At 74.6% G+C, this 14693-nt stretch carries 9 protein-coding genes and 1 pseudogene; 9 read left to right on the top strand and 1 reads right to left on the bottom strand.

All coding sequences use genetic code 11. The annotated features are described in order from the left end of the window. Positions 1-58 precede the first annotated feature (58 nt). Entirely contained in the window at positions 59-2986 is a 2928-nt protein-coding gene (locus KSE_RS28045; protein WP_014138740.1) for a glycoside hydrolase family 48 protein, read from the top strand. Between the two features lie 191 nt (positions 2987-3177). Continuing rightward, positions 3178-4656: a S8 family peptidase gene (locus tag KSE_RS28050; RefSeq protein WP_014138741.1), complete on the top strand. Its 1479-nt coding sequence runs from the start codon at positions 3178-3180 to the stop codon at positions 4654-4656. Positions 4657-4726: 70 nt separating this feature from the next. On the opposite strand, the gene KSE_RS28055 is transcribed toward KSE_RS28050, so the two are convergent. Continuing rightward, a complete protein-coding gene (locus tag KSE_RS28055; protein WP_014138742.1) occupies positions 4727-5626 on the bottom strand; it encodes a HipA family kinase in 900 nt (299 codons plus the stop codon). Positions 5627-5739: 113 nt separating this feature from the next. On the opposite strand from KSE_RS28055, the gene KSE_RS28060 reads away from it, so the two are divergent. The 7 genes and pseudogenes from KSE_RS28060 to KSE_RS45025 form a co-directional block, all read left to right on the top strand. Beyond that, positions 5740-6180 (top strand): SRPBCC family protein, encoded by a 441-nt coding sequence (locus KSE_RS28060; RefSeq protein WP_014138743.1) that lies wholly within the window; start codon positions 5740-5742, stop codon positions 6178-6180. A 119-nt stretch (positions 6181-6299) separates the two neighbouring features. Continuing rightward, positions 6300-7463: a glycosyltransferase gene (locus KSE_RS28065; RefSeq protein ID WP_014138744.1), complete on the top strand. Its 1164-nt coding sequence runs from the start codon at positions 6300-6302 to the stop codon at positions 7461-7463. A 295-nt stretch (positions 7464-7758) separates the two neighbouring features. Further along, on the top strand, positions 7759-9318 hold the full coding sequence (locus KSE_RS28070) for a sugar transferase (RefSeq protein ID WP_014138745.1): 1560 nt from the start codon (positions 7759-7761) through the stop codon (positions 9316-9318). Between the two features lie 4 nt (positions 9319-9322). Then, positions 9323-10645, top strand: a complete 1323-nt coding sequence (locus tag KSE_RS28075; RefSeq protein ID WP_014138746.1) for an O-antigen ligase family protein — start codon at positions 9323-9325, stop codon at positions 10643-10645. Beyond that, positions 10642-12408 carry a lipid II flippase MurJ gene (locus KSE_RS28080; protein WP_014138747.1) on the top strand — a complete coding sequence of 589 codons (1767 nt, stop codon included), beginning with the start codon at positions 10642-10644 and terminating at the stop codon, positions 12406-12408. Before KSE_RS28075 ends, KSE_RS28080 begins: the two co-directional genes overlap by 4 nt. Further along, the gene (locus KSE_RS28085; protein ID WP_014138748.1) at positions 12398-13198 is read left to right on the top strand and encodes a polysaccharide deacetylase family protein; all 801 of its coding nucleotides are present in this window, start codon (positions 12398-12400) and stop codon (positions 13196-13198) included. The genes KSE_RS28080 and KSE_RS28085 overlap by 11 nt, the downstream gene beginning before the upstream one ends. Beyond that, positions 13195-14322 (top strand): annotated as a pseudogene (locus KSE_RS45025) (glycosyltransferase); the annotation flags it as partial. The gene KSE_RS28085 and the pseudogene KSE_RS45025, both read left to right, overlap by 4 nt. Positions 14323-14693: the final 371 nt, after the last annotated feature.

Below are 14693 nucleotides of genomic sequence, written 5' to 3' on the forward strand. Positions count from 1 at the left end.
CACCGCGTCCGCACCACTCTCTCCGGACTCCCCCACCCACCCCACCCGAGGAGCCGTCATGTCGTCTCCACCGCTCAACCGAGCCCCCCGCCGCCGGGTCTCGGCGGCCACCGCCGCGCTCACGCTGCTGGCCGCCGGCCTGTCGACCGCGGTCGCCGTCCCGGCGTCCGCCGCCGTCGTCCAGTGTTCCGTCGACTACACGACGAACGACTGGGGCAGCGGCTTCACCGCCAACGTGGCGATCAACAACAAGGGCGCCGCCGCGATCAACGGCTGGACGCTGACCTACTCCTACGCGGGCAACCAGACCCTGTCCGGCTCCGGTTGGAACGGCACCTGGAGCCAGTCCGGCAAGAACGTCACGGTCGTCGCCCCGGCCTGGGCGAGCACCATCGCGGCGGGCGGTTCGGCCACCGCCGGTGCCAACTTCTCGTACAGCGGCAGCAATGCGGCGCCGACCGGGTTCGCGGTCAACGGCACCAGTTGCACGGGGGCGCACGCGGCTCCGACGACCGCCCTGACCAGCCCGGCGCCGGGTGCCAACTACCAGGCGGGGGCGGCGATTCCGCTGTCGGCGACGGCTTCGGCGGCGGACGGCGCGAGCATCAGCAAGGTCGAGTTCTACGACAACACCACGCTGATCGGCACCGCGACCGCCGCGCCGTACGCCTTCAGTTGGACGGGTGCGGCGAGCGGCAGCCACTCGGTCTACGCGAAGGCGTATGACAGCCTGGGCGCGAGCAGTGAGTCGACCCCGGCGGGCATCACGGTGGCGGCGGGGCCGGCGATCAGCGCGACGCCGTTGACGCTGTCGGTGAACCAGGGCAAGACCGGCGGCTTCGCGCTGAAGCTGACCAGCCAGCCGAGCGCGAACGTCACGGTCACCACCACCCGCACCGCGGGCAACACCGGGCTGTCGGTCAGTTCGGGCGGGACGCTGACCTTCACCCCGAGCAACTGGTCGACGCCGCAGACCGTCACGCTCACCGCCGACGCCGCCTCCACCGGTTCGGCGACCTTCACCTCCAGCGCGACGGGGTACACCTCCTCGGCGGTGACGGTGACCGAGCTGGCCGTCGCCTCGGGCGTGTACAACGACCGGTTCCTGCAGCTGTACAACAAGATCAAGGACCCGGCGAACGGCTACTTCTCGCCGGAGGGCATCCCGTACCACTCGGTGGAGACCCTGCTGGTCGAGGCCCCGGACCAGGGGCACGAGACCACCTCGGAGGCGTACTCGTACCTGATCTGGCTGGAGGCCCAGTACGGGCGGGTGACCAAGGACTGGTCGAAGTTCAACGCGGCGTGGACGCTCATGGAGACGTACATGATCCCGGGGCACGCCGACCAGCCGACCAACTCGTTCTACAACGCCTCGAAGCCGGCCACCTACGCGCCCGAGCGCCCGCTGCCGAGCGACTACCCGGCGGCGCTGGACACCTCGATCACCGCGGGCAGCGACCCGATCGCCGGTGAGCTGAAGAGCGCGTACGGCACCGACGACATCTACGGCATGCACTGGCTGCAGGACGTCGACAACGTCTACGGCTACGGCAACGCGCCCGGCAAGTGCGAGGCGGGCCCGGCCGACACCGGCCCGTCGTTCATCAACACCTACCAGCGCGGCGCGCAGGAGTCGGTGTTCGAGACCATCCCGCAGCCGACCTGCGACAACTTCAAGTACGGCGGCAAGAACGGCTACCTGGACCTGTTCGTCAAGGACAACTCGTACGCCAAGCAGTGGAAGTACACCGACGCGCCGGACGCCGACGCGCGCGCCATCCAGGCCGCGTACTGGGCCGACACCTGGGCCAAGGCGCAGGGCAACGGCACCCAGGTGGCCGGCACGGTGGCCAAGGCCGGCAAGATGGGCGACTACCTGCGGTACGCGTTCTTCGACAAGTACTTCAAGCAGATCGGCAACTGCGTCGGGGCGAGCGCCTGCGCGGCTGGCAGCGGCAAGAGCTCCGAGCACTACCTGCTGTCCTGGTACTACGCCTGGGGCGGTGCCACCGACACCTCGGCCGGCTGGTCCTGGCGGATCGGCGACAGCGCGGCGCACGGCGGCTACCAGAACCCGATGGCCGCGTACGCGCTGGTCAACGACCCGGCGATGGCCCCGAAGTCGACCACCGGCAAGTCCGACTGGTCCACCTCGATGGGCCGCCAGGTCGAGTTCACCCAGTGGCTGCAGTCCAACGAGGGCGCGATCGCGGGCGGCGCGACCAACAGCTGGGAGGGGAACTACGGGACGCCGCCGGCCGGCACCCCGACCTTCTACGGGATGTTCTACGACGAGGCGCCGGTCTACCACGACCCGCCGTCCAACCAGTGGTTCGGCTTCCAGGCCTGGGGCCTGGAGCGGATGGCCGAGTACTACTACTCCAGCGGTGACGCCAAGGCCAAGGCCATCCTGGACAAGTGGGTGACCTGGGCGCTGTCCCAGACCACCTTCACCGCGGACGGCGGCTACCAGATCCCGTCCACGCTGGCCTGGAGCGGCAAGCCGGACACCTGGAACGCGGCCTCCCCGGGCGCCAACACCGGCCTGCACGTGAGCGTCGTCGACTACACCAAGGACGTCGGCGTGGCCGGCTCCTACGCCAAGCTGCTGGCCTACTACGCGGCCAAGTCCGGCAACGCGGCGGCCAGGACCGCGGCGCAGAAGCTGCTGGACGGCATGTGGGCCAACAGCCAGGACGCGCTGGGCATCTCGATCCCGGAGACCCGCGCCGACTACAGCCGCTTCAACGACTCGGTCTCGGTGCCGAGCGGCTGGACCGGCACCATGCCCAACGGCGACCCGATCAACGGCAGTTCGACCTTCCTGTCGATCCGCTCCTGGTACAGGAACGACCCGTCGTTCGCGAAGGTCCAGGCGTACCTGAACGGCGGCGCGGCGCCGACCTTCACCTACCACCGCTTCTGGGCGCAGGCCGACATCGCCACGGCGATGGCGACCTACGGGGAGCTGTTCGGCGGCTGACGGGCGGTCACCGCTCCACCACGACGCGAGTGCCCGGTCCGACCGACAGCGGACCGGGCACTCGTCCGTTCTGTGGAGATTGTCGTACTACCTCTTGATTTTTGTCGTATGGGGTACATAGTCTCCGGCCCATTCGCACGCCGTCGATCACCCTCGACCGCGTACGCCCACACTCGGGAGGGTCAACCCCTATGAGCGTTCCCCGGATCCGCCGTTCCGCACTCACCGCGGCCTGTCTCGTCCTCGCGACGGCCGGCGCACTGGCCCTGCCCGCCACGGCGGCGAACGCCGCCCCCGCCGACGGCCCGCTGCTCAGCTACGTCGTCAACACCAAGGCCAACCACGGCCAGACCCAGAAGGCCGAGCGGGAGATCCGCGCGGCCGGCGGCACCGTCGTCGCCTCGTACGAGCGGATAGGGGTGGTGATCGCGCACTCCGCGGACCCCGGCTTCGCCGCCACGCTGCGCGCCTCCAAGGCGATCGACTCGGTCGGCGCCAGCCGCACCGCGGGCATCCTGGCCGCCGACGTGGAGGACACCGTCCAGGAGGCCGCCGTCCCGGCCGCCGTGCCCGCCGACGGCAGCGAGCCGCTCTGGGCCAACCAGTGGGACATGCGGCAGATCGGCGTCGACCGGGCGCACCGGACCACGCTCGGCAGCCGCTCGGTGGTGGTCGGCGTGCTCGACGCCGGCGTCGACGCCACCCACGAGGACCTCGCCGCCAACGTCGACCCCGCGCTCTCCGCGTCCTGCCTCGGCGGCAGCCCGGACACCAGCTGGCAGTCCTGGCAGCCCACCAGCAGCGACCACGGCACCCACGTGGCCGGCACCATCGCCGCCGCCAAGAACGGCAAGGGCATCGAGGGCATCGCGCCCGGCGTCCGGCTGGCCGCCGTCAAGGTGGTCGACGACGGCGGGTTCATCTACCCCGAGTACGCGATCTGCGGCTTCGTCTGGGCCGCCGAGCACCACTTCCAGGTCACCAACAACAGCTACTACGTCGACCCGTGGATGTTCAACTGCGCCGACGACCCCGACCAGGCCGCGATCAGCGAGGCCGTCCGCCGGGCCGTCGACTACTCGCGCCGCAACGGCGTGCTGAACGTCGCCGCGGCTGGCAACGAGAACATCGACCTGGCGCACAAGACCGTCGACGTCTCCAGCCCGGACGACACCACCCCGGTCGAGCGGCCGATCAACGAGAACTGCCTCGACCTGCCCGCCGAGCTGCCCGGCGTGGTCGCGGTCTCCTCGGTCGGCTTCAAGGGCGACAAGTCGTACTACTCCAGCTACGGCCTGAACAAGGTCGCGGTGGCCGCGCCCGGCGGCGACGCCCGCTACCAGCTGCCCGACACCCCCGACCGCAACGGGCGGGTCCTGTCCACCGTCCGCGGCAACAAGTACGCCTACATGCAAGGCACTTCGATGGCCGCCCCGCACGCGGCCGGCGTCGCCGCGCTGCTCGCCTCCACCCACCCGTGGGCCGGTCCTGACCAGCTGCGCGCCCTGCTGCTGAAGCAGGCCGACGCGCACGCCTGCCCGACCGGCGTCTACAACCCGGGCGGCACCGGCGCGTTCACCGCCACCTGCGAGGGCCCCGACGCGAACAACGGCTTCTACGGGACGGGCGTGGTCTCCGCCGCGAAGGCGGCCGACTGGTGGCGCAACTGACCTCTGCCGGAAGGTAGTTCGCCCGCCGTGGGTCGGCCGCCGGCGCAACCGACCCGCGCCGGAAGGTAGTTCACTCGCCGCCGACGTGCCGCGACCAGTCCGGCTCCACCGGGGCCAGGCCGGCCCGGTTCGGCACCTGCTTCAGCCAGGCCGGACGGGCCGCCAGCCGCGCGGCGGCGGCCCGCTCCTCGGCGGCCCGGATCTGCGCGGGCGTCGCGAAGCCCTCCGGCAGCCAGGCCGCCGAGTGCGCCACCCGGGCGGCCAGGTGCGCCACGTACGCCTCCCGCACCGCGGCCGGCGAGTCGAACCCCGGCTCGTCGGCCAGCCAGGCGTCCGGCACCAGCGCGGTGACCTCGCGCAGCAGCTCCGGCGTCACCAGCGGGGCGAGCGCGGCGTCGGCGGCGGCCAGGTCGGGGCCGTAGCCGCCGAGCGCGTGGCCGCTCAGGTCGTAGCGCTTGTGCACCGAGGCGGCGGCGGACGCCCAGCGGTGGTGGAAGACCAGGCCCGCGCCGTTGTCGATCAGCCACAGCCGCCCGTGCCAGACCATCAGGTTGGGGTTGTGCACGCTGCGGTCGACGTTGCCGGTCAGCGCGTCCAGCCAGACCACCCGGCCCGCCTCGGCGGGGGAGACCTCGATCAGGCCGGGCCGGAAGTCCCGCGCGCCGGGCAGCAGGTCCATGCCGAGGTTGCGTCCGGCGCTGGCCCGCAGCAGGTCCTGGATCTCCTGGTCGGGCTCGTCCGCGGCGACCGCCGGGTCGAAGTCGACCAGCACCAGCGGCGGCACCCGCAGCCCCAGCCGCCGGGCCAGTTCGCCGACGACCACCTCGGCCACCAGCGCCTTCACGCCCTGCGCGGCCCCGGTGAACTTCACCACGTACGTCCCCAGGTCGTCGGTCTCGACCACCCCGGGCACCGACCCGCCCGCCCGCAGCGGGTCGACGTAGCGCAGCGCCTTCACTTCATCCAGCATTCGTCCACCCTAACGCGAAGGGCAACGCGAAGGGCGCCCCGGTTTGGCGGCCGTCCGGGGCGATGATTGGGTGGGGCCGACCGTCGAGCAGCCGACCGAGGAGAAGTGAAGCGATGGGCAAGGTGCACGCCACCACCGAGCGGACGTACGGGGCGGCTCCGGCCGAGGTGTACGAGGCGCTGGCCGACTACGCGGTGACCCGGCCGAAGCTGCTGCCCGCGCAGTACAGCGAGTACGAGGTCCGGGCGGGCGGCCAGGGCGCCGGGACGCAGGTGCACTGGAAGCTGCAGGCCACCGAGAAGCGGGTCCGGGACTGCCTGTTCACGGTGTCGGCGCCCAGCCCGGAGAAGCTGGTGGAGACCGACGCCAACTCCTCGATGGTGATCACCTGGACGGTGTCGGCGGTCGGCGAGAGCGGCAGCCGGGTCACCGTCGAGGCGAGCTGGACGGGCGCCGGCGGCATCGGCGGCTTCTTCGAGCGGACCTTCGCGCCGAAGGGCCTGAACCGGATCCACGACCAGGTGCTGGCCAACCTGGCGGCCGAACTCGGCTGATCCCCCGGGCAATCGGACACCCGTACGGCGCGTCAGCCGTACGGGTGTCTGACTTCCCCGGGACGGGTGAAGCGGGCCCGGCCCGGGGGTGTCCTCAACTTAGGCTCCGGGCCGTGCAGATGACGATCCTTCATGTGTCCCAGCCGGTCGACGGCGGGGTGGCCCGGGTGGTGGTGGACCTGGTGCGCGGGCAGCGCGCGGCCGGGTGCCGGGTGCTGGTGGCGTGCCCGTCCGGCGGCCGGCTCGCCCGGGAGGCCGCCGCGGCCGGCGCCCGGGTGCTGGACTGGTCCGCCGGGCGCTCGCCCGGCACCAGCACGGCCGGGGAGGTCTGGCGGCTGCGCCGGATCATCCGCCAGGCCGAGCCGGACGTGCTGCACCTGCACAGTGCGAAGGCCGGGCTGGCCGGGCGGCTGGCGGCCCGCGGCACCCCGGCGACGGTGTTCCAGCCGCACGCCTGGTCGTTCGCCGCCGTGGAGGGCGCGCTGGCCGAGGCCAGCCTGCGCTGGGAGCGGCACGCCACCCGCTGGGCCCGCACCGTGCTGTGCGTCAGCGAGCGGGAGCGGGCGGACGGCGCGGCGGCCGGGCTGGTCGCGGACTGGCGGGTGGTGCCCAACGGCGTCGACCTGGAGCACTTCGCGCCCGCCGACCCGGCCTCCCGGCGCGCCGCCCGGATGACCCTGGGCCTGGACCAGGGCGACCCGCTGGCGGTCTGCGTGGGGCGGCTGTGCCGGCAGAAGGGCCAGGACGTGCTGCTGGACGCCTGGACGCGGGTGCAGCTGGCCCGCCCGGCGGCCCGGCTGGTGCTGGTCGGCGGCGGCCCGGACGCGGAGGCGCTGGCCGAGCAGGTGCGCGGCCTGCCCGACCCGTCCCGGGTGCGGATGGTCGGCGACGTGGCCGACCCGCGGCTGTGGCTGGCGGCGGCCGACCTGGCGGTGCTGCCCTCGCGCTGGGAGGGGATGGCGCTGGCGCCGCTGGAGGCGATGGCCTGCGGCCGGCCGGTGCTGCTGACCGACGTGCCGGGCGCCCGGGAGTGCCTGCCGCCGGCCGACCGGGAGCGTGCGGTGGTGCCGCCGGAGAATTCCGGTGCGATGGCCGAACGGTTGGTCGAATTGCTGGGCGACCGGATCGAATGCGAACGCCGCGGTGCGGCGGCCCGCGCATACATGGCAGATCATCACGATATTCGCGGAGTGATTCAGCAGGTGGCGGCGCTCTACCGGATGATTGTTCGGAGCGGGGCGGTGCCGGTGGGCCGTACGGACCGTGTCCCGCAGGGATTCTGATCGTTTGTCAGGCCGTGAACGCCCGCCCGCGCAGGTGCGGACCTCTTTCCTGAATGTCTGATTATTGGGCGGGTGGAATGAAATGGCATGTCAGCCCCCTGCGTGCCAGTCGGCGTTCGGTAATGTCTGATTTTGCCTGCTTCGTCTCCATTTTCGGAATCGAAATGGTCGACCGCCTTTCACGGCAGCAGGTGCTTACCTGGACCGCGTCCACCGGGCCGGGGCGCCGAACCGGTGCGCGTCCGGTCCGGCTGCCCGGTCGCGGCGGGTACACAGCAGGGGAGTTCGTGCGCTGATGACCATTGACCACGAGAGCGTCCCGCGACCGGGCAGAACGCTGACCGGCCCCGGGCCGGGCCCCGGCCGCTCCGGCAGCGGGCCCGGCAACCGCCCCGGCGGTGACGTGCTCGACCGGCCGAGGATCCGGCAGAAGGGCCGGCCCCGGCAGCGCGCCGCCGCGCCCCGGCCGTCCGCCGCCGTCGGCCGGCACCGCGGCCGGCTGCACTCCCGGGTCGCCCTGCCGCTCGCGCTGGCCGCCGCCGACGTCCTGGCGGTCGGCCTGGCCGCCGCCGCCACCACCCCCGCCGGCACCCGCCCGATCACCACCGCCGCGCTGCTGCTGCCCGCGCTGCTCCCGCTCAACCTGGCCGGCGGCCTCTACCGCGGCCGGCTCAGCCTCTCCGCGCTCGACGAACTCCCCGCGCTGGCCGCCCGGGCCGCCGTCGCCACCGCCTTCGCGATCACCGCGGACGCCTGCCTGGCCGGCCGCTGGGCCGACCTCGGCCCGGTCAGCCCGCTGCGGCTGCTCGCCCTGCTGGTACTGGTGCTCCCGCTGGCCGCGCTCGGCCGGGCCTTCGTCCACCACCTGACCCGCAAGGCCCGCCGCCGCCGCCCCAGCCCGGTCCTGATCCTCGGCGCGGGCGAACTCGGCCAGCAGATCGCCGCGGTGCTCACCGCCCGCCCCGAGTACGGCCTGCGCCCGGTCGGCTACCTCGACCCCGACCCGGTGCTGCTGCCCGCCGGCGGCCCGCTGCCGGTGCTCGGCGGCCGCGAGGTGCTCGGCCGGGTGCTGCGCCGCTACCGGATCCACCACGTGCTGGCCACCGCGGGCGCCGCCGACGAGGCCGAGACGCTGGCCGCGCTGCGGCAGGCCGCCCGGCTCGGCTGCCAGGTCTGGCTGGTGCCCGGCCTGCGCGAGTTCGACTCGGTCCGCGGCGCGGGCGACCACCTCTGGGGGTTCCCCTGTCTGCGGCTGGGCGCCCCCGCGATGCGGCGCGGCGGCTGGATCGCCAAGCGCGGCTTCGACATCGCCGCGGCCGGCCTCGGCCTGCTGCTGATCTCCCCGGTGCTGGCCGCCTGCGCCCTCGCGGTGCGCTGGGACACCGGCCCCGGCGTGCTCTTCCGCCAGCAGCGCACCGGCCTGGACGGCAAGGTCTTCACCGTCCTGAAGTTCCGCACCCTGCGCCCCTCCAACGAGCACGAGTCGGCCACCCGCTGGAACATCGCGCAGGACCACCGGATGGGCGCCATCGGCAAGTTCCTCCGCCGCACCTCGCTGGACGAGCTGCCCCAGCTGTGGAACGTGCTGACCGGCGACATGAGCCTGGTCGGCCCGCGGCCCGAACGCCCGTACTTCGTCATGCGGTTCGGCCAGGCGTACCCCGAGTACGCCGACCGGCACCGCGTCCCGGTCGGCCTGACCGGCCTGGCCCAGGTCAACGGCCTGCGCGGGGACACCTCGATCGAGGACCGGGCGCGCTTCGACAACCGCTACATCGAGGGCTGGAGCCTGTGGGGGGACGTCAAGGTCCTGCTCCGCACCGCCGCCCTGGTGGTCCGCCCGGACGGGAGCTGAACCCATGGCCATCGCCCTCCAACTCCCGTACCCCGCGAAGCGGTTGGCCGCGATAGTCCCGGCCAGGCCGAGCTGGCTGGCGGCCGCGACGGTCCTTCTGGTGTGCGTGCCCACGGGGGAGAAGGACGTCACCGCGTCCGTGCACGTCACCCCCGCCGACCTCGCCTCGCTGGCCCTGGTCGGGCTGACCGCCCTCGACCTGCTGCGCGGCCGGCTGCCCCGGCTCGACCCCGCCGCCTGCGCGCTGTTCGGCGGCGTGGTGCTGGCCGCCGCCGTCGCCACCGCGCACTCCATCGACCCGGCGAGCAGCGTCACCGGCTTCGTCCGGCTGGTGCAGATCTTCGTGCTCGTCCCCGCCGCCGTGCTGCTCGCCGTCCGCGACACCCTCGACCGGCGGCTGGTGCTCGGCTCGTTCGTCCTCGCCGCCCTGATCGAGGGCGCGGTCGGCGCCGACCAGTACCTCACCCGCACCGGCGCCTCCTACACCGGCCAGCCGATCCGGGCCGTCGGCACCTTCGGCGCCCTCGACATCATGGCGATGTCCACCGTCGTCTCCTACGGCCTGCTCGCCGCCCTCGGCCTGGCCCTCGCCGAACGCCGCCCCGGCGGCAGCGCCGCACTGCGCCGGACGATGTGGGCCGCCGCCGCGTTCCTCGCCTTCCCGCTCGCCGTCTCCTTCAGCCGGGGCAGCTGGATCGCCACCGCCGTCGCCGCGAGCGTGCTGCTGCTGCGCGCCGACGCCCGGCTCGCCGTCAAGGGCGTGCTGGTCGGCGCGGCCGCCGCCGTGGTGCTGGTCGGCGGCCTCGGCCTCGGCGCCTCCGGCGTCACCGAGCGGCTCAGCTCGATCGGCTCGGTCTCCGCCGCCCCCGACCAGTCCGTCTCCGACCGCTACGACCTGTGGGCCACCGCCGGCCGGATCTGGCAGGACCACCCGGTCACCGGCGCCGGGCCGAAGGCGTTCCAGCAACTGCGCGACAGCCACGCCCCGCTGCGGCTCTCCTCCGGCAGCGACGCCGCCGACCCCACCATCGGCTTCCAGCGCGAACCGCTGCTCTCCCCGCACAACATGTACTTCCTGGTGCTCAGCGAACAGGGCCTGCTCGGCGTCGTCGCCTACCTGGCGCTGTTCCTCGCCCTGCTGCTCGGCTGCCTGCGCCGCGCCACCGGCCCCGGCCTGGCCGCGCTCGCCCTGCTCTGCTGGGTGCTCTGGGACTTCCTCTACGCCGACATCGGCGGCACCACCACCGTGCTGACCTCGGTGGTGCTCGGCCTGGCCGCCCGCACCGCCTTCCCCGGCCCCGAACCCCGTGAGGCGAACGGCGCATGACCACCGACCAGCCGCTGGCGGAGATCGCCCCCGCCCCCGGCGCCCCCGTCCCCGGCGCCCCCGCCGCCGAGGCCGCCGCCGTCCCCGCCCCGCGCCCCGGCGCGGCGGCCGAGCCCGCCAGACGCGGCTTCCTGGCCAAGGCCCTCGGCGTCACCGCGCTGCTCAGCGCGGCCGGCTCCGGCCTCGGCCTGCTCCGCGACCTGCTGCTGGCCCGGTACTTCGGCGCCAACCAGGGCACCGACGCCTTCCTGGTCGCCTGGACGGTCCCGGAGACCGCCGCGCCGCTGCTGATCGAGGACGCGATGGCGTTCCTGATGGTCCCGGCCTTCAGCCTGGCCCTGGTCCTGCGCGAGGAGCGCCCGCACGGCCCGGACCCGGTACGGCAGTTGACCCGCTCCACGCTGCCCTGGCTGCTGCTCGCGCTCTGCACGCTCTCCGCCGGCGCCGCGCTCGGCGCCCCCCAGCTGGTCGAACTGCTCGCCCCCGGGCTGGCCGACCCGCAGCTCGCCGTCACCTGCACCCGGATCACCGCGCTCGCCATCCTGCCGTTCGGCGTCGCCGGCTACCTGGCCTCCGCGCTGCGCGCCCTGCACGCGTTCACCGCGCCCGCCGTCATCTACGTGATGTACAACCTGGGCATCCTGGCGCTGCTGCTCAGCGGCCACCGGCTGCTCGGGGTGCGCTCCGCGGCGATCGGCGTCGCGGTCGGCAGCGCGCTGATGGCCGGGGTGCTGCTGCTGCCGTTCGCCCGCCGGCTGCGCTCCGGCGGGCGGCGGCGCGGGCTGAGCCGGGGCGCCGCCCGCCGGCTGGTGCTGATCCCGCTGGCGCTGCTGCCGGTCGCCGCGTTCACGCTGACCCGGCAGGCCCAGGTGTTCATCGAGCGCTACCTCGGCTCCGGCCTGCCGCCCGGCACCATCTCGCACCTCAACTACGCCGCGAAGGTCAGCCAGTTGGCGATGACCTCGGCCATCCTGATCGTCACCGTGACCTTCCCGGTGGTGGCCCGGGCGATGGCCGCCGGCGACTTCGAGGCGGCCCGCGACCGGGTCGAGAAGGACCTCGGGCAGGCGGCGGCGCTCGTCCTGCTCGGCACCGCCTTCCTGATGGCCTGCGCCCCCGCGCTGGTCTCCCTGCTGTTCCAGCGCGGCGCGTTCGGCCCCGCCGACACCTCCGCGACCGCCGCCGTGATCCGGGTCTACTCCTTCGGGCTGCCCGCGCAGGCGATGATCGGCGTGATGGTCCGGCCGTACTTCTGCGTCCGCCCGGTGGTGCGCCGCGCCGACACCCCGAGGGCCGAGGGCGACCGGATCACCTGGCCCGACTGGTACCCGGTCGGCGCGATGCTGCTCGGCCTGGCCGTCACCGTCGCGGTCGGCGTCGGCGCCACCCCGCACTACGGCGCGCTCGGCCTGGCGGCCGGCAACGCGGCCGGCATCACCACCACCGCGGCGCTGCTGATGCGCGGCCTGGTGCTGCGCGGCGTCGCGCTCCGGCTGCGCCGGGTGCTCGGCGGCCAGGCCCGGCTGCTCGCCGCCGCCGTCGCCGCCGCCGCGCTGGGCTGGCTCGCCGCCCGTTCCGCGGCCGCGCCGCTGACCGCCGGGCTGTTCGGCGGTACCACCGTCCTGCTGGCCTTCGCCGCGCTCGGCGCGCTGCTGGGCGCCGCCGAGGTGCGCGGCCCGGTGCTCGGCCTGCTGGCCCGGGCCCGCCGGCCGCGGCCCGTCCCGTCACCCGCCGCCGAAGGGAAGTCGCCCCATGGCCGCTGATCACCGCCTGCCGGCCCAGGCCCTCGCCCCCAGGCTCGCGCCCTGGATCCTGATGTACCACTCGGTGGCCGAGGAGGCCGAGGACCCCTACCTGCTCACCGTCGCCCCCGAGCGGTTCGCCGAGCAGATGGACTGGCTGCACCGCACCGGTCGGCGCGGCGTCAGCGTCCGCGAGCTGCTGGCCGCGCAGTCCCGCGGCCGGGAGGACCGGCTGGTCGGCCTGACCTTCGACGACGGCTACGCCGACTTCGCCCGGCACGCCGTCCCGGTCCTGCGCGAGTACGGCTTCACCGCCACCGCGTACGTCGTCCCCGACCTGCTCGGCAGCGAGAACGGCTGGGACGCCGAGGGCCCGCGCAAGAAGCTCCTCACCGTCGACCAGGTCGTCGAACTCGCGGGCGCCGGCTGGGAGATCGCCTCGCACGGCCTCGGCCACCAGGCCCTCCCCGGCCTCTCCCCGGCCGCCCTGCAACGCCAGACGGCCGACAGCCGGCGCGCCCTCGAAGACCTGGTCGGCGGCCGGGTCACCGGCTTCTGCTACCCGTACGGCGCCGTCGACCTGCCCGCCACCCGGGCCGTCCGGGACGCCGGGTACGAGTACGCCTGCGCGATCGAGCACTCCTGGCTGACCAGCCGCTACGCCCTGCCGCGCTGCTACGTCGGCGACCGCGACGGCGCCTGGCGGCTGCGCGCCAAACACGGCCGGCACCGCTGGCGGGACGCCGTGACCGGGCTGCGCTGGGCCCCGCCGAAGACCGTGCCGAAGGCCGCCGTGGGAGAGCTCCGATGAAGGTCCTGCACGTGGTCACCGGCCTGCACGCGGGCGGCGCCGAACGCCAACTCGCCCTGCTGCTACGGCACCTGCCCGCCGACCAGCGGCACGAGGTGGCCACCCTCAGCAACCCCGGCACGGTCGCCCGCGAACTGCGCGCCGCCGGCTTCACCGTCCACCACCTCGACATGCGCGGCAACCGCGACCTCGGCGTGCTGCCCCGGCTCACCCGGCTGATCCGGGCCGGCCGCTACGACCTGGTGCACACCCACCTCTACCGGGCGATGCTGTACGGGCGGCTCGCCGCCCGGCTGGCCGGCGTCCGCGCGGTGCTCGCCACCGAGCACTCGCTGCAGACCGGCGTGATCGAGGGCCGGCCCACCTCGCGCGGCGTCAAGGCCCTCTACCTGGGCGCCGAACGCCTCGGCAGCACCACCCTCGCGGTCTCCGGCCAGGTCGCCGCGGTGCTCGACCAGTGGGGCGTGCCCGCCGACCGGGTCCGGCTGCTGCCCAACGGCGTGGACGCCGCCCGGTACCGCTTCACCCCCACCGAACGCGCCGCCCACCGCGGCCGGCTGCGCGCCCGACTCGGCCTCCCGATCGGCGCGTTCGTGATCGGCGCGGTCGGCCGGCTGGTCCCCGGCAAGCGCTTCCACGTCCCGCTGGAGGCGCTGCCGCGGCTCACCGACGCCCGGCTGCTGCTGATCGGCGAGGGCCCCGAACGCCCCGCCCTGCTCGACCTGGCCACCCGGCTCGGCGTCCGCGACCGGCTGGTGCTCACCGGCGAACGCGACGACGTCCCCGAACTCCTCACCGCCGCCGACGTGCTGGTCTCCCCCTCGCGCGAGGAGACCTTCGGCCTGGCCGCCCTCGAAGGACTCGCCGCCGGACTGCCCCTGCTGCACTCCGCCTGCCCCGCCCTCGCCGAACTCCCCCCCGACGCCGCCCCGCACGCCCGCCTGCTCCCCTCCGAACCCGAGCCCTACGCCCGCGAGCTGGCCCTCCTCGCCACCACCCGCCCCGGCCCCCACCCGGCCCCGCCCGCCGTCGCCCACTACGACATCGCCCGGATCGCCGCCGAACTCGCCACCCTCTACCGCGAGTCGGCCGCCGCCGCGCCCACCCGCCGCACCGCCGCCGATGCCGGTGCCGGTGCTGCTGCCGTTCCGGGCGGTGCGGGCCCGGGTTCGGCGGGGGACGACCGGACGACCCGGTTCCGGTCCGGGCACGACCCTGCGGCGGCCCCGGGGGAGGAACCGCGCTCGCCCGCACCCGCCCGCGCCCTCCGGGGGCGGGCCGGGCGCGAGCCCGCCCGCCGGGCCGGTACCCCGGTCGAGGCGTCCGGCCCGGTGGCGCGCAGTGGGGGCCGGCGGGGGCGTTCCGGGCGCGAGCCCGGCGTCCCGGCGCCCGCTCCGGCGGCGGCCGTCCGGGGCGGCGCCCCGGACGGGAGCACCGGTCGTGCCCCGGTGGGCCTGGCGGCGCTCATCGCGGGGCTCCGGAGCCGGGTCCGGCG

Source organism: Kitasatospora setae KM-6054 (assembly GCF_000269985.1).
Taxonomy (GTDB): Bacteria; Actinomycetota; Actinomycetes; order Streptomycetales; family Streptomycetaceae; genus Kitasatospora; species Kitasatospora setae.